The sequence below is a fragment of the Roseateles chitinivorans genome (assembly GCF_002761755.1).
Classification (GTDB): domain Bacteria; phylum Pseudomonadota; class Gammaproteobacteria; order Burkholderiales; family Burkholderiaceae_C; genus Roseateles; species Roseateles chitinivorans.
On sequence record NZ_PEOG01000029.1, the window covers coordinates 14334 to 33204 of the forward strand.

The window sequence follows — 18871 nt, forward strand, 5'->3', positions numbered from 1 at the left end:
CCGGACGTTATCCGTCGATGAGCCTGAAATTGCTTCCGATCCTCGGTCTGGCCGCGGCCTTGATCACCGCGCTGCCGGTGTCGGCGCAGGTCCGTCTGCCCGGCTTGCCCGGTCTGCCCGGTGGCGGGCGCCCGTCTGGCAGCGAGCTGCTGCGCCGCACCGAGGCCCTGTTGACCTCGACCAGCCAAACGCTCGCGCCGGCGGATCCGCTGCGCTGGCGGGAGCGGTTGGCCGACCAGCTCCTCAAGCGCCATCCCGATCAGCTCCAGCGCAACGCGGTGGACGAACTGGTGTTCATCGGCGAGGTGCTCGCGCTGCCGTCGTCGGAGGCGGCTCGGCAGCGGCTGCTGGCGATGGACGGGTGGGAGCTGGTCGAGGAGACGCGGCTGGACGGACTGGATCTCGCCTGGCTGCGGCTGCGCGCGCCAGCGAGGACCTCGCCGGCAGCGCTGGGCGCACGCATCGCGCAGCTGCGCGCCGAGGATCCGGACGGCAGCTACGACTATCACCATGTCTACCTGGATGCCGGCGAGGCAACGCCGTTGGACGGCGCGCCGCCGTCGTCCGGTCGGGGCGCGGCCGCGGCCCAGCCAGCAAGCCCATCCGCAGGCATCGGCGCAGGCGCGACCGCGAGGGGCGGCACCGAAGGAGGCACCACCGGCGAGCGTCGCGTCGGCATGATCGACAGCGGCGTCGATGCCGCCCATCCCGCGCTGCGGCAGGTCGGGCTGACTCGCCAGGGCTGTGCGGGCCAGGCCCGTCCTGCGGCGCATGGCACGGCCGTGGCGTCGCTGCTGGTCGGTGATTCGGATGTTGGCTTCCGCGGTGCGCTGCCGCGTGGCCGGCTCTTTGCGATGGACGTGTATTGCGAGGGCGGGTCCCAGGCTGGCGGCGGCGTGCAGGCGATCGCCGAGGGCTTCGCCTGGCTGGCACGGATGCGGGTCGGCGTGGTCAACATCAGCCTGGTCGGACCGCCCAACGCGCTGCTGCGACGCGTGGTGGAGGCCGCGCAGGACAAGGGGCTGCTGATCGTCGCCCCGGTCGGCAACGACGGGCCTTCCGCGCCGCCGTTGTATCCAGCGGCGTGGCCCGGCGTGATCGCGGTGACCGGGGTCGACGCGCGCCGGCGCGTGCTCGTCGAAGCGGGGCGCGGACCGCATGTCGCCTTCGCCGCGCCGGGGAGCGACATGGTCGCCGCCGAGGCCGGCGGGCGCGGCTACCTGGCGGTGCGTGGCACTTCGTTCGCCGCGCCGCTGGTCGCGGGCCTGCTCGCCGCGCGCCTGTCGTCGCCCGATCGAGTCGCGTCATCGGCGGTCTTCAACGCGCTCGCGCGCGATGCGATCGATCTCGGCTCGCCGGGGCGTGACGACGTGTATGGCATCGGCCTGGTCGGCGCTTCGCTGCGGGTGAGCGCCGGCGACCTGCGCTGAAAACCATTGGTTGCAATTGGCCGGGAAGAAGCGCGCCGGCCGTGACGTTCTCCCTTTGCAGGCCTCGGAACGGTTCCGGGGCCCTCGAACCAGGAGATCGACATGAACGCAACTTCGAAGCACCCCCAACGTCTGTGGCCCGTCGTGGCGGGCACCCTGGTGGCCGTCCTCGGCGCGATGGCGCAGCCGGCGCAAGCGGGCCTGCTCGGCGGCGGTGGCGGCCTCTCGGGCGGCGCGAGCGGGCAGATCGGCGGCGGCCTGGGCGGGCTTGGCGGACTGGGTCAGCGACCCGACCTGAGCCGCGGCCGCGATGCGCTGCAGCACACGCGGGATCGCACGGACCAGGCGGCCGGCAAGGTGACCGATCGCGCGCAGCAGGCGACGGGCAAGGTCAGCGACGGCGTGGAGGATGCCCGCGGCAAGGTGACGGAGCGGGCGCAGGACGGTGTCGGCCGCGCACAGGACCTGGCGACGCGCGCGCAGGACAAGGCCGCTGGCGCCGCGACCTCGTTGAACGAACGCGCTGAGCACGGCGTCGCCCGCGTGGGCGGTGCGGCCAGCGCGGCTGGCGGCCAACTGGACCAGGCGGCGGGCCAGGCCCGTCAAGTGAGCGCGGAAGGTGCCGCCATGGCAACGGGGAGCGCGCAGCTGGCATCGTCGCGGTCGCCGTCGGAAGGCGGCGCCGACGCGATGCCTTCAGCGCCCAACAGCTCGTTGATCGGGAATGGCGCGACCTCGGGCAAGGGCTCCGCAGCCGGCGAGGGCGCCAGCACAGGCAACGGGTCGACGGCCGGCCATGGCGCTGGCATCGGCGCCGGCAGCCTGAGCGGCGGCAACAACGGCAACAACGGCAACGCCAATAACAACAGCAGCGGCAGCAGCGGCACCGGCACGAGCGGCACCGGCACGAGCGGGACTGGCACGAGCGGGACTGGCACGACCCCTGCGCCTGCCGCGTCGACATCGCCCAAGCGCACCCATGGCGCGCAGGCCAGCGGGAATGCGAAGGCCGCCGGCTCCGCGCAGGCGAGCCGGGACGGCCATCGCGTCGCCGGCCAGGGCAGCGTGAGCGCGTCGGCTGACGCCAAGGCGGGCAAGGCCGGCAGCCAGTGAGCGCCGCGCCGGCTACCTCGGCGCCCGCAGCCGGGCCACCTCGTCCAGCGGCGTGGCGCCGAAGTAGCGCTTGAACTCGCGGCTGAACTGCGACGGGCTCTCATACCCCACCCGCGTGGCGGCAACGCCGGCCTTCACGCCTTCGTTCAGCATGATCAGCCGCGCCTTGTGCAGCTTGTAGCTCTTCACGTACTGCAGCGGCGAGGTGTTGGTGACGGCCTTGAAGTTGTGATGGAAGGCCGACACGCTCATGTTCACCAGCCTGGCCAGCTGCTCGACGTTCAAGGGCTTGGCGTAGTTCGACTCGATGTGCTGCAGGGCCTTGGTCACCTGCGCGAAATGGGTATGCCGATGGGCCAGCGCCTGCAGCGCCGCGCCGCTCTCGCCGCAGAGCACGTGGTAGACGATCTCCTTGACGATCAGCCGGCCCAGCACCTTGGCGTCGCGCGGATGGTCCATCGCGTCGACCAGCCGCTCGAGCGCGCAGAGCACCTCCTCGGTGAAGCGCGCGCTGTTGACGCCCGGGCACTCGAGGCTGGCGGGCCGGTCGAAGTCCTCGTCCTCCAGGTCGATCAGCAGCTCCTGCAGCATCGCGGTGTCGATGTCGATCGACACGCCGACGAAGGGCTCCTTCCGGCTCGCGATCGTCTGGCACTCGAAGGGCAGGGGCACCGTCAGCAGCAGGTAGTTGTCCGCGTCGTAGCGGAAGGTCCGGTCGCCGACATGCCCGATCTTCGCCCCCTGCGCCACGATGACGATCGAGGGCTCGTAGAGCACCGGCGTGCGGGGATGCGGCGTCTCGGTGTAGAGCACGCGGACGCCGGCCACCGGCGAGGGCGTCGCGAAGGACCCGGTCGAGAAACGGGTCGCGGCGTCGATGATGCGCCGGCGGATGCTGTCGTTGAGGATGGTCGCCATGGCGCCTCGAAGGACCTCGGGCGCGGGAGACCCCAAGGGGCCACCCGCGCCGCGAGAGGGGATGGGCAGGAGGGGCGTCGGCTCAGCGGGCCGCTTCGAGGATGCGCTGGCTGTCCTCCAGGCGGATGTCCTGGTGCTCGCCCAGCGCCGTGCCGCCGTGTTCGCGCAGCTTGGCGATCATCGCCGGGATGGTGCTGCCGTCCAGGCCGTAGGCGGACAGGCGGGTCTTGACGCCGAGCTGCTCGAAGAAGCCGCGCGTCGCCGCGATCGCGCCGTCGATGCGCTCGGCCTCGGTGCCTTCGCGCAGGCCCCAGACGCGGTCCGCGTACTGCAGCAGCTTGGCGCGCTTCTGCTCCTTCTTGTAGGCCAGCACCGACGGCAGCACGATCGCCAGCGTCTGTGCGTGGTCCAGGCCATGCATCGCGGTGAGCTCGTGGCCGATCATGTGCGTCGCCCAGTCCTGCGGCACGCCGGCGCCGATCAGGCCGTTGAGCGCCTGCGTCGCGCTCCACATCACGTTGGCGCGGACGTCGTAGTTCTCCGGCTCGGCCAGCGCGCGCGGGCCTTCCTCGATCAGCGTCTGCAGGATGCCCTCGGCGAAGCGGTCCTGGATCCGGCCCTCGGCGGGGTAGGTCAGGTATTGCTCGACGGTGTGGACGAAGGCGTCGACGACGCCGTTGGCGACCTGGCGCGCCGGCAGCGAGTAGGTCGTCGCCGGATCGAGCACCGCGAACACCGGGTAGGTGAAGGGCGAGAAGAACGGCAGCTTGTCGCCGGTCTCGCGGCGGCTGATGACGGCGCCGTTGTTGGACTCCGAGCCGGTGGCCGGCAGCGTCAGCACGACGCCCATCTTCACCGCGTCGGCCACCTTCGCGCCGCGGGTCAGCAGGATCTCCCACGCATCGGGCGAGGCCTGGTAGCGCGCGGCCGCGGCGATGAACTTGGTCCCGTCCGCGACCGAGCCGCCACCGACGGCCAGCAGGAAATCGATGCGCTCGGCCTTGACCACCTCGACGGCCTTCATCAGCGTCTCGAAGGTCGGGTTGGGCTCGATCCCGGCGAACTCCAGCACCGTGCGGCCGGCCAGCGCCGCATGGACCTGGTCGAGCACGCCGTTCTTCTTGATGCTGCCGCCGCCGTAGGTGATCAGGATCCGGGCGTCGGCGGGAATCTCCTGTCCGAGCTGGGCGATCTGGCCCTGGCCGAAGAGGATCTTGGTGGGGGTGTTGAGGATGAAGTTGTTCATGGCTTTCGGCTCCGTGGCAGTGATCGAAGGATCGACTCGATGGGGCGGATTGTTCCGCCGCGGCCGAGGAACCGGCAAGGCACGAAACTGCTTTCGTCTTGCCCATTCCTGCTTCGGTGGGGATGAATGGGCAAGGAATGCGGACCGCTCCGCCTCCGCCGTCTGCGCGTCGCCGCCGGAGCGGCGCCCTGGCGCCATGCCCCCAGGGCCTTCTGCGAAACTCACCGCGATTCGCTCGAGAAGGTCGTGTTCATGAAATCGGATGAGAGGGAGGCCGCCGACCGGCGGCGCTTGCAGATGGCGGACATCGCGCGGATGGCCGGCGTGTCCGTCTCGACGGTGTCGCGCTGCCTCAACGGCAGTCCGCTGGTCAACGCGGAGACGCGTCGGCGGGTCGAGGAACTGGCCAAGTCGCTGAACTACACCATCAACCTCGGCGCCAAGAGCTTCCGGCTGCAGGAGAACCGCACCGTCGCCGTGGTCGTGCCCTACGACCGCGACTCGCGGCAGCACATCTCCGATCCCTTCTTCCTGACCATCGTCGGCGCCATCGCCGACGTGCTGACCGCGCGCGGCTTCGACATGCTGCTCTCGCGCGTCGATGCGGACCATCTGGACCAGGCGATGCGCGGCGTCGAGATGGGCAAGGCCTGCGGTCTGCTGCTGATCGGCCAGTGGCGCCACCACGACCAGCTCAACGAGTTGGCCGCGCGGCACATGCCGGTGGTGGTCTGGGGCGCGGAGCTGCCGCAGCAGCTGTACTGCACCGTCGGCGGCGACAACCACGCGGGCGGCCTGCTCGCCACGCGGCACCTGATCGAGGCCGGCCGTCGCCGCATCGCCTTCCTCGGCGATGCCCGTCTTCCGGAGGTGCTGCATCGCCGGCAGGGCTACTGGCAGGCGCTGCGCGACGCCGGCCTCGCGCCGGACCCCGCGCTGGAACTGCCGGTGTCCTTCGCGCCCGCGGCCGCGCGCGCGCCCATCGAAGCCTTCTTCGCCGCGCACCGGGAGGTCGACGCGGTGATGGCCTGCTCCGACCTGCTGGCCCTGGAGGCGGTGCGGGCGCTGCGCGCGGCAGGGCGCTCGGTGCCGGCGGAGGTGTCCGTCACCGGCTACGACGACATGGCGCTCGCCGCCTATGGCACGCCGGCGCTGACCACTGTCCACCAGCCGGTGGCCGAAGCCGCCGAAGCCCTGGTCGACGCGCTGATGCAGATGCTCGCCGGCGAGCGGGTCGCGCCGCTGACGCTGCCGGTCCACCTCGTCGTTCGCGACAGTTCACTGCGGGCGACGGGCTGAGGCCGTAGGGCCGACGGGGGTCGTCGCAATCGTCCTCCGGGTTCGATTGCAACCGATTGCATTTCCGGTTCGATTCTCCTGGGCTGCGTTGAACGGACGACCGGGCGTATTCCTTTGACGAAGCGTTGCTCGTTGAGTTGCGTGGTGTCGTCTTAGGGTTTTCGCTGCTTTGCAATCGATTGCAATGAATGGACGGGTCGACCACAATGCACTCAGGCCGCCGCCAGTGCGGCGAACCACGCGGCCCCGCGTCGAGGGCGGCGCGGCATAACGACCCGGAGACACCCGACATGCGTCCTTCCTCGCCCTTGCGCCGGCTGCCGCTGGCGATCGCCCTCTCGCTGGCCTTCCCCGCTGCCTGGAGCCAGACCGCCACGCCCGAGGCCTCGTCGCCGCCGTCTTCGGCCAGCGAGCCCGCCAGCGCAGCGGCGCCGCAGGACGCGCCGTCCGACGCGCTGTCGCTGAACCAGGTCGTCGTGACCGGCGCCTCGACCAAGACCAGCAAGATGAAGCAGAGCCTGTCCATCAGCTCGATGGGCAGCGAGCAGATCGCCAAGACCGGCGCGACCAGCGCGGCCGAGCTGTTGCGCGCGGTGCCGGGCCTGCGTTCCGAGTCCTCCGGCGGCGAGGGCAATGCCAACATCACCGTGCGCGGCGTGCCGCTGTCGGCCGGCGGATCGCGCTATGTGCAGATCCAGGAGGACGGCCTGCCGGTGCTGCTGTTCGGCGACATCGCCTTCGGCACCGCCGACCAGTTCCTGCGCGCCGACGTCAACATCGATCGGCTGGAGGTGGTGCGCGGCGGTTCGGCCTCGACGCTGGCCAGCAACTCGCCGGGCGGCCTGATCAACTTCATCAGCAAGACCGGCAAGGGCGAGCAGGGCGGATCGATGGCGCTGACCGGCGGCCTCGACCATCGCCTGTGGCGCCTGGAGGCCGACTACGGCGGCTCGCTGGGGCGCGGCACCAGCTTCCACATCGGCGGCTTCCAGCGCCAGGGCGAGGGCGGCCGCCCGACCGGCCGCACGCTGGAGCAGGGCGGCCAGATCAAGGCCAACCTGACCCAGACCTTCGATGCCGGCTACCTGCGGCTCCACGTCAAGGCGCTGGACGACCGCACGCCCTCGCTGATGCCGGTGCCGGTGCAGGTCGTCGACGGCCAGATCCGGACCGTCGCCGGTATCGACCCGCGCCAGGCCTTCTTCCTGACTTCCGGCCTGCCTGCCGATACCACCGTCGACAGGAACGGCAATGCCGTCACCACGAGCACCCGCGACGGACTGCGGGTCAAGAGCTTCGCCATCGGGCTGGAGACCAGCCTGGATCTGGGTCAAGGCTGGACGCTGGAGGATCGCTTCCGCCGCACCAGCAACTCGGGCCGCTTCATGGCGCTGTTCCCCGCGGACAACGGCAACAACGGCGCCAACGCCTTCTTCACCGGCACGCTGTTCAACACCTCGCTGGACGACCTGGGCAACACCTTCAACGACCTGAAGCTCAGCCGCAAGTTCGCGCTGGCCGGTGGCTCGGCGACGGTGCTCGGCGGCCTGTTCAACGGCGTGCAGCAGGTGGCGCAGACCTGGTTCTGGAACCAGTACAACCTGAGCTTCAGCAACAACAGCGCCCGCGTCGTCGATGCCGCCGGGCAGCCGTCGACGCTGCCCGTCAGCAGCGGCTGGGACACCTGGGGCGGTTGCTGCGCTCGGACCTTCGACGTGCAGTACACGCAGACCTCGCCCTACCTGGCGCTCGCCTGGGAGGGCGGGCCGGTCAATGTCGACCTGAGCGTGCGCCGCGACGGCCAGCGGGCCAGCGGCTACACGCTGGCCGGCAATGCCCAGACGCGGAGCTGGGATCCGGCCTCGCGCCAGGAGGTGGACTACAAGGTCTCCCACACCTCCTATTCGGGCGGCGTGAACTACACGGTCAGCAGCGACCTGGCGGTGTTCGGGCGCGTCAGCAACGGCGTGGCCTTCTCCGCCGATCGCCTGCTCTACGGCAATCCGCTGGACGGCTCGGTGCCGGTGGCGATCAACGAGATCGACCAGACCGAGCTCGGCCTGAAGTGGCGCGACAAGTCCGGCCTGAGCCTGTTCGTCACCGCCTTCGACGCCCGCACCAACGAGAGCAACTACGAGGTCACGACCCGGACCTTCACCGCCAACCGCTACCGTGCCCGCGGCCTGGAGCTGGAAGGCGCCTACACCAGTGGCCCCTGGCGGCTGACCGCCGGCGCGACCTGGACCCATGCCCGCATCCGCAGCGCCAACGACGCGACGCTGGTGGGCAACAAGCCGCGCCGCCAGGCGGCCCTGGTGTGGCAACTGGCGCCGTCGTACACGGTCGGCGACCTGGAGCTGGGCGCGGCGGTGGTGGGCTCGGGCAAGTCCTACGGCGACGACGCCAACACCATCACGATGAAGGCCTATGCGGTGGTCAATGCCTTCGTGAACTACGCGCTGACGGAGAAGGTGATGCTGGGCCTGTCGGCCAACAACCTCTTCGACAAGCTGGCCTACACCGAGATCGAGGGCGACGGCCACGCCGCCCGCGCGCTCAACGGCCGCACGCTGCGCGCCACGCTGAAGATCGACTTCTGAGGCCGGCATGCACGATCAGACACCGCAGGCCGAGCGGCCGGTGCTGCTGCTGGGCGAGGCCCTGGTCGACGATTTCGTCGACGGCCCGGTGGCCGGCGGCGCGCCGCTGAACGTGGCGCGCGGGCTGGCCGCACTGGCCCTGCCGGCGCACCTGGCCAGCCGCCTGAACCCGGGCGACGCGGCCGGCGAGATGCTCCTCGCCAGCATGGCCCGCTTTGGCCTGGACGACTCGGGCGTTCAGCGCGACGCCGCCCATGCCACCGGGCTGGTGACGGTGATCGAGGCCGGCGACGGCACGCACCGCTTCCACATCCATGAGGAGGCGGCCTGGGATCACCTCGAGGCGGGGCCGGTGCTGGACTGGATCGCGGCGCACCGGCCGCGGCTGGTGTACTTCGGCTCGCTGGCGCGGCGGCATCCGGCGTCGCGCGCGGCGATGCGCCGTATCCTCGACGCCTGCCCGCGCGGCGCGTCGATCCGGTACCTCGACCTCAACTTGCGTCCCGGCAGCGACAACGCCGAGCTGGCCGAGGAATGCCTGGCCGCGGCCGACTGGGTCAAGGTCAACGACGAGGAACTCGCGCGGCTGGCCGACTGGTTCGACCTGCCGCGCGATGCCGCGGACGAGACCACGTCGCTGATCCGGTCCGGCCGGGCGCTGATGCGCCGCTATCGACTCCAGCGGCTGGTAGTGACACGCGGTGCCAAGGGCTACCTGGGCTTCGAAGGCGCCGAGGAGGAGCGGCCGCCGATCCAGGGCGCGGCAGTCGCGCTGATCCGCTGCGTGGACACGGTGGGCGCGGGCGACGCCTTCAGCGCGATGCTGCTGGCGGCGCTGCTGCGGGGGCAGGGCTGGGCGAGGTCGCTGGCACTGGCCAACGGGATGGCCGCGGCGATGTGCGGCGAGCGCGGGCCGGTGCCGGCGCATGCCGCGTTCTTCGAACCTTGGCGGGCCGCGCTGGCCGTGCCGGAGCAGACATGAATGGCATCAAGCCGCGCCTGAGCCTGGCGCAGATCGTCAACATGAACGTCGGCTTCCTCGGGATCCAGTTCAGCTTCGGTCTGCAGCAGAGCAACATGAGCCCGATCTACAAGTACCTCGGCGCCGACGAGGCCACGCTGCCGCTGCTGTGGCTGGCCGGCCCGGTGACCGGGCTGCTGGTGCAGCCGCTGGTCGGCGCGGTCAGCGACCGCACGGTGACCCGCTGGGGCCGGCGCACGCCGTACTTCCTGTTCGGCGCGCTGCTGTGCAGCCTGGGGCTGCTGCTGATGCCGATGAGCCCGGCGCTGTGGTTTGCCGCGGGCCTGCTGTGGATCCTCGATGCGGCCAACAACATGACGATGGAGCCGTACCGCGCCTATGTCAGCGACCGGCTCGACGAGTCGCAGCACGTGCCCGGCTTCATGATCCAGAGCGCCTTCACCGGCCTGGCGCAGACGCTGGCCTACCTGACGCCGTCGCTGCTGGTGGCGATGGGGATGAGCCGCGACGCGGTCGGCGGCAACCACATCCCGCAGACGACGACGGTGGCCTTCGGGCTGGGGGCGCTGCTGTCGTTCACCACGGTGTGGTGGTCGGTGCGCCGCGTGCCGGAGCTGCCGATGACGCCGCGCGAGCTCGATGCGCTGCGCGCCCAGCCGCGCACGCCCGGCGCGATCGCCGGCGAGATCGTCTCGGCGCTGCGCGAGATGCCCGAGACGATGCGCCGGCTCTGGTGGATGAAGCTGTGCCAGTGGTACGCCATGATGTGCTACTGGATCTACATCGTGCCGAGCCTGGCGCGCTCGCTGTTCGGCACCAGCGACGCGTCCTCCGCCGGCTTCCGCGAGGCCGGCCTGCTCAACGGGCAGATCGGCGGCTTCTACAACTTCGTTGCCTTCCTCGCCGCCCTGGCCATGCTGCCGCTGACGCGACGCCTGGGCGCGCGACGGGTGCATGCGGCCTGCCTGGTGGCCGCCGGCATCGCGATGTGGAGCCTGCCGCTGGTGCGCGAGCGCGCCTGGCTGTTCCTGCCGATGCTGGGCATCGGCGTGGCCTGGGCCAGCATGATGGGCAACCCGTACGTGATGCTCGCCGGCTGCATTCCCCCGGAGCGGGCCGGCGTCTACATGGGCATCTTCAACATGTTCATCGTGATCCCGATGCTGCTGCAGATGCTCACCCTGCCGCTGCTCTACGACACGGTGCTGCACGGCGATCCCGCCAATGTGCTGCGCCTGGCCGGCACGCTGATGCTGCTGGCCGCGCTGGCCACGCTGCGGGTGAAGGCGCCCGCGCGCGCGGCCTCGCTCCCGCCCCCCGTCACCCTCGACCGTCCATGAAGAACCAAGTCCAACTCATCACCTATGTCGACCGCCTGGGCGGCGGGGACCTGCGCGCGCTGCAGGCGCTGCTGACGCAGGGCGAGGACAACCCGCTGCGCGGCCGCTTCGGCGGCGTGCACCTGCTGCCGTTCTTCCATCCGATCGACGGCGCCGACGCCGGCTTCGATCCGATCGATCACACGCGGGTGGATCCGCGCCTGGGCGACTGGTCCGACCTGGCGGCGCTGGCGGCGCCGGAGAGCGGCCTGGACGTGATGGCCGACGTGATCGTGAACCACATGTCCTCGCAGTCGCCGCAGTTCCTCGACTACCAGGCGCATGGCGAGGCCTCCGAGCATGCGGGCCTGTTCCTGACGCTGGACGCGGTCTTCCCCGACGGCGCGAACGAGGCCTTGCTGACCGCGGTCTACCGGCCGCGTCCCGGCCTGCCGCTGACGGTGCTGCCGGCGGGCGATGCGCGGCGCATCTTCTGGACCACCTTCACGCCGCAGCAGATCGACATCGACGTCGAGCATCCGAGCGGCGAGGCCTACCTGGAGGCGATCCTGCGGCGCTTCGCTTCGGTCGGCATCCGCAGCATCCGGCTGGATGCGGCGGGTTATGCGATCAAGCGGGCAGGGCGCTCGTGCTTCATGATGCCCGAGACCTTCGCCTTCATCGCCGCCTTCAGCGCGAAGGCCCGGGCGCTGGGCATCGAGGTGCTGGTCGAGGTGCACAGCTACTACCGCCGCCAGATCGAGATCGCGCGCCAGGTCGATTGGGTGTACGACTTCGCGCTGCCGCCGCTGGTGCTGCATGCCTTCGCCTTCGGCACCGCCGGGCCGCTGAAGCAGTGGGCGGAGATGCGGCCCCGTAATGCGCTGACGGTGCTCGACACGCATGACGGCATCGGCATCATCGACATCGGCGCGGACGCCGCCGACCGCGCGGGATCGCCGGGACTGGTGCCGCCGGAGGAGCTGGATGCGCTGGTCGAATGGATCCACCGCAACAGCCAGGGCGAGAGCCGCCTGGCCACCGGCGCGGCGGCCTCCAACCTCGACCTGTACCAGGTCAACTGCACCTTCTTCGACGCGCTGGGCGGCAACGAGCGCGACTACCTGCTGGCGCGCGCGATCCAGTTCTTCCTGCCGGGCATTCCGCAGGTGTACTACGTCGGCCTGCTGGCCGGACGCAACGACCTGGCGTTGCTGCAGCGCACCGGCGTCGGGCGGGACATCAACCGCCATCACTACACCCGCGCCGAGATCGACGAGCGCCTGCGCGCGGACGTGGTCCGGCAGCTGTTGCAGCTGATCGAGCTGCGCAACGCGCATCCGGCCTTCGGCGGCCAGTTCGAGTTGCTCGGCAGCGGCGACACCGAGCTTCGGCTCGCCTGGACCCACGGGGAGCATCGCGCGGAGCTGTGGGTCGACTTCAAGGATCCGGCGCGGCACGGCCTGCGCTTCTCCGAAGCCTCGGGCCGGGAGACGACCTTGCGCTTCGACGCCCTCGGATCCAGCGGATCACCGACACCCTGACCGAATAGCTGGCGGGTGGATGACCGCCCGAGCGGCCCCATCGCCAGTCGCCTCAGGCGCGCGTAGTCTCCCCGGCGCGCAAGTGCTGGTACAGGCGGTCGACCGCCTCCCGGCTGGGCGGCGTGGCACCGGCGTGCTGGCAGGCCGCCGAGCCGGCCGCCAGCGCCGCGTGCAGGTGATCGAGCAAGGCACGTTCCGGATGGCCGGTGAGGCTGTGCAGCAGGCCGGCCACGCTCGCATCGCCGGCGCCGACGGTGTCGACGACGTCCACCGGCGGCGCCTTCGCCTCGCAGCGCTGCTCGCCGCTCAGCAGGCTCGCACCAGCGCCGCCACGGGTGAACAGGACCAGCGCCGACGGATTCATCGCGCGGAGCTGATGCAGCGACTCGTCGACCGCCACGCCGGGGAACAGGCCCCGCAGGTCCTCGTCCGACACCTTGATCAGGTCGGCCAGCGCGACCATGCGCCGCAGCGTCGGCGTGTAGGCGGCGTCCATCAGGATGCGGAAGTTGGGGTCGTAGCTGATGGCCACGCCCTGGCGCTTCAGGCGCTCCGCCAGCGCGACCAGCCGGTCGGCCAACGGCTGGCGGGCCAGGCTGATGCCGCCGAAATGCGCCCAGCGCAGCGCCCGCGACCAGCCGGCGGGCAGCGCTTGATCGTCGAAGTGCAGATCGGCGCTGTCGTTGCCGATGAAGAAGTAGGACGGTGGCTCACCCCGCTCGACCACCGCGAGCAACGGCGCGCGATCGACGCGCTGCATCAGGCGCAGATCCAGGCCGGCCGCCTCGCTGGCCGTCCACAGCGCATCGCCGAAGTGGTCGCGGCTGACGGCCCCGGCAAAGGCGGTCGGCTCGCCCAGCGCCGCCAGCGCACGAGCCACGTTCCAGACCGAGCCGCCGACGCGGCTGACCCAGTGGTCCTCGCCCTGGTGCAGCAGGTCGGTCAGCGCCTCGCCGGCGCAGAGCATCCGCGGCGCGTCATGCATGAACGGCCTTTCCGATGGCCCGGACGATGTCGTAGCAGGCGCCCATCGTGTGGTAGTCGACCTTGCCCGCGGGACTCTTCTCATCGCCGAGCTTGCGGTTCTCGCGATCGAGGATGCGGTACCAGGCGCCGTGCTCGTGGTCGACGAAATGGGTCCAGCTGTAGGCCCAGAGCCGCTGGTACCAGTCCCAGTAGAAGGCCGCGTCGCCAGGGGTGCGGACCGCCAGCAGCGCCGCGGCGGCGGCGCTCTCGGCCTGCACCCAGAAATACTTGTCTGCGTCGCAGACGCTCAGGTCGGGCGCCAGCGAGTAGTGCAGGCCACCGTGCTCGCGGTCCCAGCCCTTGTCCATCGCGACCTTGAACAGGCGCTCGGCGGTGGGCCGCGCCCAGCCCAGGTCCGCCTCCAGCGCATCGCCGCGGGCCTCCAGCTGCAGCAGCAGCTTGGCCCACTCGGTCAGATGGCCGGGCTGATAGCCCCAGGGGCGGAACAGGTGGGCCGGGTTGTCGATGTTGAATTGCCAGTCCGGCTGCCACTGCGCGTCGTAGTGCTCCCAGATGAGGCCGCCGCAGCGCTGGGCCTGGCGCTGCGTGATGTTGCGGGCCAGCTCGTGGGCGCGCTCGAGGTAGTGGCGTTCGCCGGTCGCGTCGAAGGCGGCCAGCAGGGCCTCGCAGGCATGCATGTTGGCGTTCTGTCCGCGGTAGGGCGACAGCCGCGACCAATCGGCGCTGGCCTCGTCCGCGTAAAGGCCGGCCGGCGCATCCCAGAAGCGGCGCTCCATCAGATCGAAGGTCTCGGCGAGCCAGGGACGGACCTCGTCCAGCCCGGCCATCGCGGCATGGGCGTAAGCCAGCAGGACGAAGGCGTGCCCGTAGGCGTGGCGCGTCCCGTCGAGCACCTCGCGCCGATCGGCGTGGCAGTCCAGCAGCCAGTGGTAGCCGCCATGCGATGGGTCCCGGTGCGCCTCGCGCAGGAAACGCACCGCATGGTGCAGGCCGTCCAGATGGGCTGGATCGCCGAAGTGGCGGTACGCCATCGCATAGGTGAAGACGAATCGGGTGCTGCTGACCAGATGCCGCTGATGGGCGTCGTAGACGCTGCCGTCGTCCTTGAAGAAGTGGAACATCCCGCCGCTGGGATCGATGCAGCGCGGGTGATAGAAGGCCATGGTGTGCCGGACATGCGCGAGGAGCACGGCCGGCGACCGGAAGTCAGGGAGCTGGGGCATGGTGAGGAAGGCGTCCGAGGGGGCCGCCGGAGACGTTCCGACGGTGCCGAAAGGCCTGCGCGCCTTATAGGTGGCGCGCTCCGACGCGGTCAACCTCCCGGTGGGATAGGGTGACCTCTTTAGCGGCGTTTAGTAAACAAGCCGGATTCCTCCGGTCAGCCCTGACACTGCCGCACTGGTGATAACTTGGTTGCAATAGGATCCGGGCAGTCCAATCAGTCCAGGGAAGACGGCCATGCACAACCACCACCGCGCCGGCGAGCCACGTCGGCAATACCAGGTGGTCGCGGACCGGATCCGGACGCACATCGACAGCGAAGGACTGCGCGCCGGCGCGAGACTGCCGGCGGAACGGGAACTGGCCCTTCAGTTGGGCGTGTCCCGGCCGACCCTGCGAGAGGCGCTCATCGCCCTCGAGATGGAAGGACGCGTCGAGATTCGCGGCGGCTCCGGGGTCTATGTCTGTGCCGTCGCCGCCGACGAGGCCGGCGGGACTTCGTCCCTCGGTGAAAGCCCGGCGGAACTCATGGAGGCCCGCGTCGTGATCGAAAGCGCGGTCGTGACGCTGGCGGCTGCGCGCGTGACCGGCGCCGGCCTTCAGAAGCTCGAGCAGGCCCTGGACGTGATGCGCGAGGAGCATCACGCGGGCAAGTGGCCGGTGGAGGCCGATCGGCGATTCCACCTGAGCATCGCCGAGATGACCGGCAACTCCGTCCTGATGGACATCGCCGGCACGCTTTTCGATGGCCGCCACAGCCCCATCGCGGCGCGCATGAGCGGACGGGTCGAGTCGACCCGGACGTGGCAGACGGCGCTCGCGGAGCATGAGGCGATCTACCGGGCGCTCGAGGCGCGCAACCCGCAGGCCGCGGCGGCGGCGATGTGCAGTCACCTGCTGGGGTCGCTGGGACGCTGGGTCGAGGAGCCGGCCGAACCGGCCCTCGGGGGCGAGGGCGCCTGAGGCGGGTCAGCCGCCGCCGCTCATCCGGGCGAGGAACTCGCTGTGGGTCGGCATGGCCTGGACCGTGCGCTTGATCGCGTCGTGGACACCGTGCAGGTGCCGCCGCACGACGCGGGGGTCGACCAGGTCGACATAGGGATCGAGGCGCAGCGGGACGACCCCCAGGCCCAGGAGCAGTGACACCCAGGAGGACTCGCCGAAGCCCTCCGGCTCCAGGATGGCCACGCGGCCGGTGTCGCGGAACAGCTGAATCTGGTGGGCCAGGCCGTCCGGGATGCGCATCGCCGCGCATTGGCGCCAGAACTCGCTGTCGCTGCGCTCGCTCAGCTTGTAGTGAAGGATGATGAAGTCGCGCACCGACTCGTAGCGATACGCCATCTGCCGATTGAATTCGTCGGCGAGCGCCGGCGCGACGTCGCGATCCGGCAGCAGGGCCGTCAGGCGGCTGACGCCGTCCATGATCAGCTGGATGCTGGTCGATTCCAGCGGCTCCAGGAAACCCGACGACAGGCCGATGGCGACGACGTTCCTGACCCAGGCCCGCTTGCGCCGTCCGGTCACGAAACGCTGCGGGCGCGGCTCGGCCAGGGCCGGGCCATCGAGGTTGGCCAGCAGCAGCTCGTTGGCGGCCTCGTCGTCCAGGTGGGCGCTGCAATAGACCAGCCCATTGCCGGTGCGGTGCTGCAGCGGAATCCGCCATTGCCAGCCGGCACCGCGCGCGGTCGAGGAGGTGAAGGGCGTCATCGGCTCGGTGCGCGCGCAAGGAACGGCCAGGGCGCGATCACAGGGCAGCCAGTGGCTCCAGTCCTCATACGGCGAGTGCATCGCGCCATCGATCAGCAACGCGCGAAAGCCTGAGCAGTCGATGAAGAAGTCGCCCTCGATGCGACGCCCATCCCGCAAGTGCACCGCCGTGACGAAGCCGTTCTGCTCCGAGGTCTCGACGCGGACGATGGTGCCTTCGACGCGCTGCGCGCCGTGGCGCAACGCGTAGTCGCGCAGGTAGCCGCCGTACAGCGCCGCGTCGAAGTGGTAGGCGTAGTCGAAGGCGCTGGCGGGCGACGCTTCGCCCCGCCGGGGCGGCATGAACCGCAGACCGCGGGCCATCATCGTGGCGGTCGACCACTCCTCGTAGTCAGGCAGGGTCGGGTCCTGCTCCCGCAAGCGGAGCCAGTAGGCCCACAGCGGCCGGTTGTGGATGCCGGGGCCGAAACCACCGAAGCCGTGGAAGAAGCGATGGCCGAGCCGGCCCCAGTCGCGGAACTCGATGCCGAGCTTGTAGCTCGCCTGCGTCTGGCGGACGAAGTCCGCCTCGTCGATGCCCAGCAGCTGGTTATAGAACTGGATCGTCGGCAGCGTGGCCTCGCCGACGCCCACCGTGCCGATCTCGGCCGACTCCACCAGGGTCACCTCGCAATGGTCCGGCTGGCCCGGCCGGCACAGCATGCGCGCCAGCGGCGCCGCGGCGATCCATCCGGCGCTACCGCCGCCGACGATGACGATCTTGGTCAGAGCATGACTTCGCATGAGACGAAACCTAAAACGTGGGGGGAGCTGGTCAGACCGGGCGTTTGCCCTAGCCAAATTTGGTCAGGCCAAACATATGATTTAGCGGTGAATCTGGCTACTGTGGTCTAACCGGATAGGAGAGCCAGGCACAAGGCTTGGGCAGCGCTCCGGCCACCTACAAAAGAGGAGACACGACGTGACGAAGAAGGTGTTCAGACATAGGGCGAAGCTCTCCGTCCTGGCGGCGAGTGCCATGGTGGTGGCCTGCGGCGGCGGGGGCGGCGAGGGCGGCGGCAGCTCCGGGGCCTTCCAGGCCATCAGCTTCAACTACCCGGGCGGAGCGACGCTGTTCTCCGGACCGGTGACGCTCAAGGCCACCGCCGATTCCGGCCTCCCGGTGGCGTTTCGATCGGGAACGCCCGACATCTGCACGGTGTCCGGCGACCAGCTGACGCTGCTGGCCAAGGGCGAATGCAGCGTGACCGCCAGCCAGGCCGGCGGTGCCGGCGCCAATGGCAAGCAGTGGGCCGCCGCGGACGAGGTGGGGCAGCTGTTCAAGGTGCTCGGGGGAACCCAGAAGCCGGTCGTGCCGGTCGCGGTGATGCTGCGCGCCGCGACGGCGACCGTGGCCCTGTCCGCCACGACCGATGCGGGGCTGGCGGCGACCTACCAGACGACCACGCCCTCGACCTGCACGGTCAGCGGCACGACCTTGACGGTGATTGGCAGCGGGCTTTGCCAGTTGACGGTGACCGCGCCTGCCGACAGCCGCCACGAGGCCCTGGCCGGGACGGCGGTCATCGGGGTGTCGCCGATACCGCCGGCCATCGTGCAGAGTCTGGGCAAGACGCAGGTCGTCGCGCTGGCCACGATCGACGCGGACGGCAGTGCCCTGAGCTATGCGAGCACCTCGCCCAGCGTGTGCGCGGTGTCGGGCAGCGAGCTTCAGATCCTAGGCAAGGGCTCCTGCACCGTGACCTTGTCCAGCACCAGCGGTGCCACCGAGCAGCTCGGGGTGGTCGTCGATCCGCACTTCTTTGCCAGCGGCTTCAACCCGACGACCAATCGCACGCTGGAGTTCGGCGACATCAATACCGGCGCCGGCGTGCCGATCTCCGGTTGGTGCGGCGGCGCGGACCCGTCGTACTGCAACCTGACGGTGACCAGCTTCTCGTCGACCTTCGGCTTCGACATCAAGCAGAAGGCGGGCAGCGGCTGGGACGGCTCCACCACGGGATGGTGGGCCTACTACAACTACGAGATCGGCGCGCCCAGGACGCCCGGCGGCGACCGCCTGCCGTTCGACCTCAAGACCGAGGAATCGCTGTTCGTCACGCTCGGCCTGAATCAGACGCTGGTCGACGGCGGCGGCGGTCTGGCCGTCCGCATCCAGACGAACAACCTGCAGAAGCGGGCCAATGGCGACGAGTGCTACATCACCGCCTCCGCCAGCCTGCAGCCGACGTCCGCCGCGCTCACCGCCTACTTCATTCCGCTGAAGAACTTCTCGGTGACGGAGACCTGCGGCACGGACATTCCGCAGACCGCGGAAGCCGGGCTGGCGCAGATCCGGGCCTACGGCGTTCGCGCCCTGCAGTTCGCGCCGAGCATCAACCTGAGCCGGCCGACGCCCAACGCGGACGGCACGCTGCCGGCCCCCACCGACCCGGGCTACACGCTGAGCACGGACGTCACCGTCTTCGGCCCGATCACCTTCCAGTGATCGCCCGGCGCCGCACA

The 18871-nt window shown here is 70.3% G+C and carries 14 protein-coding genes; 9 read left to right on the top strand and 5 right to left on the bottom strand.

What is annotated here, in order from left to right:
• Positions 1-17 precede the first annotated feature (17 nt).
• Together CS062_RS12290 and CS062_RS12295 are read left to right on the top strand one after the other, a co-directional pair.
• Positions 18-1430: a S8 family serine peptidase gene (locus CS062_RS12290; protein WP_099861918.1), complete on the top strand. Its 1413-nt coding sequence runs from the start codon at positions 18-20 to the stop codon at positions 1428-1430.
• A gap of 102 nt (positions 1431-1532) precedes the next feature.
• Positions 1533-2543, top strand: coding sequence for a hypothetical protein (locus tag CS062_RS12295; RefSeq protein WP_099861919.1), 1011 nt, complete (start codon positions 1533-1535; stop codon positions 2541-2543).
• 12 nt (positions 2544-2555) lie between these two features.
• Here CS062_RS12295 and CS062_RS12300 read toward each other — a convergent pair whose 3' ends face one another.
• The gene (locus tag CS062_RS12300; protein ID WP_099861920.1) at positions 2556-3461 is read right to left on the bottom strand and encodes an AraC family transcriptional regulator; all 906 of its coding nucleotides are present in this window, start codon (positions 3459-3461) and stop codon (positions 2556-2558) included.
• A gap of 82 nt (positions 3462-3543) precedes the next feature.
• Positions 3544-4707: an alcohol dehydrogenase gene (yqhD, locus tag CS062_RS12305; RefSeq protein WP_099861921.1), complete on the bottom strand. Its 1164-nt coding sequence runs from the start codon at positions 4705-4707 to the stop codon at positions 3544-3546.
• Positions 4708-4959: 252 nt separating this feature from the next.
• On the opposite strand from yqhD, the gene CS062_RS12310 reads away from it, so the two are divergent.
• From CS062_RS12310 to gtfA, 5 genes are all read left to right on the top strand, one after another.
• Positions 4960-6006, top strand: a complete 1047-nt coding sequence (locus CS062_RS12310) for a LacI family DNA-binding transcriptional regulator (protein ID WP_233218032.1) — start codon at positions 4960-4962, stop codon at positions 6004-6006.
• 290 nt (positions 6007-6296) lie between these two features.
• Positions 6297-8606 (top strand): TonB-dependent receptor, encoded by a 2310-nt coding sequence (locus tag CS062_RS12315; protein ID WP_158238767.1) that lies wholly within the window; start codon positions 6297-6299, stop codon positions 8604-8606.
• Positions 8607-8613: 7 nt separating this feature from the next.
• Entirely contained in the window at positions 8614-9588 is a 975-nt protein-coding gene (locus CS062_RS12320; protein WP_099861923.1) for a PfkB family carbohydrate kinase, read from the top strand.
• Positions 9585-10928, top strand: coding sequence for an MFS transporter (locus CS062_RS12325; RefSeq protein ID WP_099861924.1), 1344 nt, complete (start codon positions 9585-9587; stop codon positions 10926-10928). Before CS062_RS12320 ends, CS062_RS12325 begins: the two co-directional genes overlap by 4 nt.
• A complete protein-coding gene (gene gtfA / locus CS062_RS12330) occupies positions 10925-12451 on the top strand; it encodes a sucrose phosphorylase (RefSeq protein ID WP_099861925.1) in 1527 nt (508 codons plus the stop codon). The genes CS062_RS12325 and gtfA overlap by 4 nt, the downstream gene beginning before the upstream one ends.
• A gap of 52 nt (positions 12452-12503) precedes the next feature.
• On the opposite strand, the gene CS062_RS12335 is transcribed toward gtfA, so the two are convergent.
• Together CS062_RS12335 and CS062_RS12340 are read right to left on the bottom strand one after the other, a co-directional pair.
• Positions 12504-13436 (bottom strand): carbohydrate kinase family protein, encoded by a 933-nt coding sequence (locus CS062_RS12335; protein WP_099861926.1) that lies wholly within the window; start codon positions 13434-13436, stop codon positions 12504-12506.
• On the bottom strand, positions 13429-14661 hold the full coding sequence (locus tag CS062_RS12340) for an AGE family epimerase/isomerase (RefSeq protein ID WP_099861927.1): 1233 nt from the start codon (positions 14659-14661) through the stop codon (positions 13429-13431). The genes CS062_RS12335 and CS062_RS12340 overlap by 8 nt, the downstream gene beginning before the upstream one ends.
• Positions 14662-14896: 235 nt before the next feature.
• Between CS062_RS12340 and CS062_RS12345 the strand changes: the two genes are divergently transcribed.
• Entirely contained in the window at positions 14897-15622 is a 726-nt protein-coding gene (locus tag CS062_RS12345; protein ID WP_099861928.1) for a FadR/GntR family transcriptional regulator, read from the top strand.
• Positions 15623-15628: 6 nt separating this feature from the next.
• Here the strand turns inward: CS062_RS12345 and CS062_RS12350 are convergent, their stop codons facing one another.
• Positions 15629-17149 (bottom strand): tryptophan halogenase family protein, encoded by a 1521-nt coding sequence (locus tag CS062_RS12350; RefSeq protein ID WP_099861929.1) that lies wholly within the window; start codon positions 17147-17149, stop codon positions 15629-15631.
• A 178-nt stretch (positions 17150-17327) separates the two neighbouring features.
• On the opposite strand from CS062_RS12350, the gene CS062_RS26190 reads away from it, so the two are divergent.
• Positions 17328-18854, top strand: coding sequence for a hypothetical protein (locus tag CS062_RS26190; RefSeq protein WP_158238768.1), 1527 nt, complete (start codon positions 17328-17330; stop codon positions 18852-18854).
• The last annotated feature ends 17 nt before the right edge of the window (positions 18855-18871 follow it).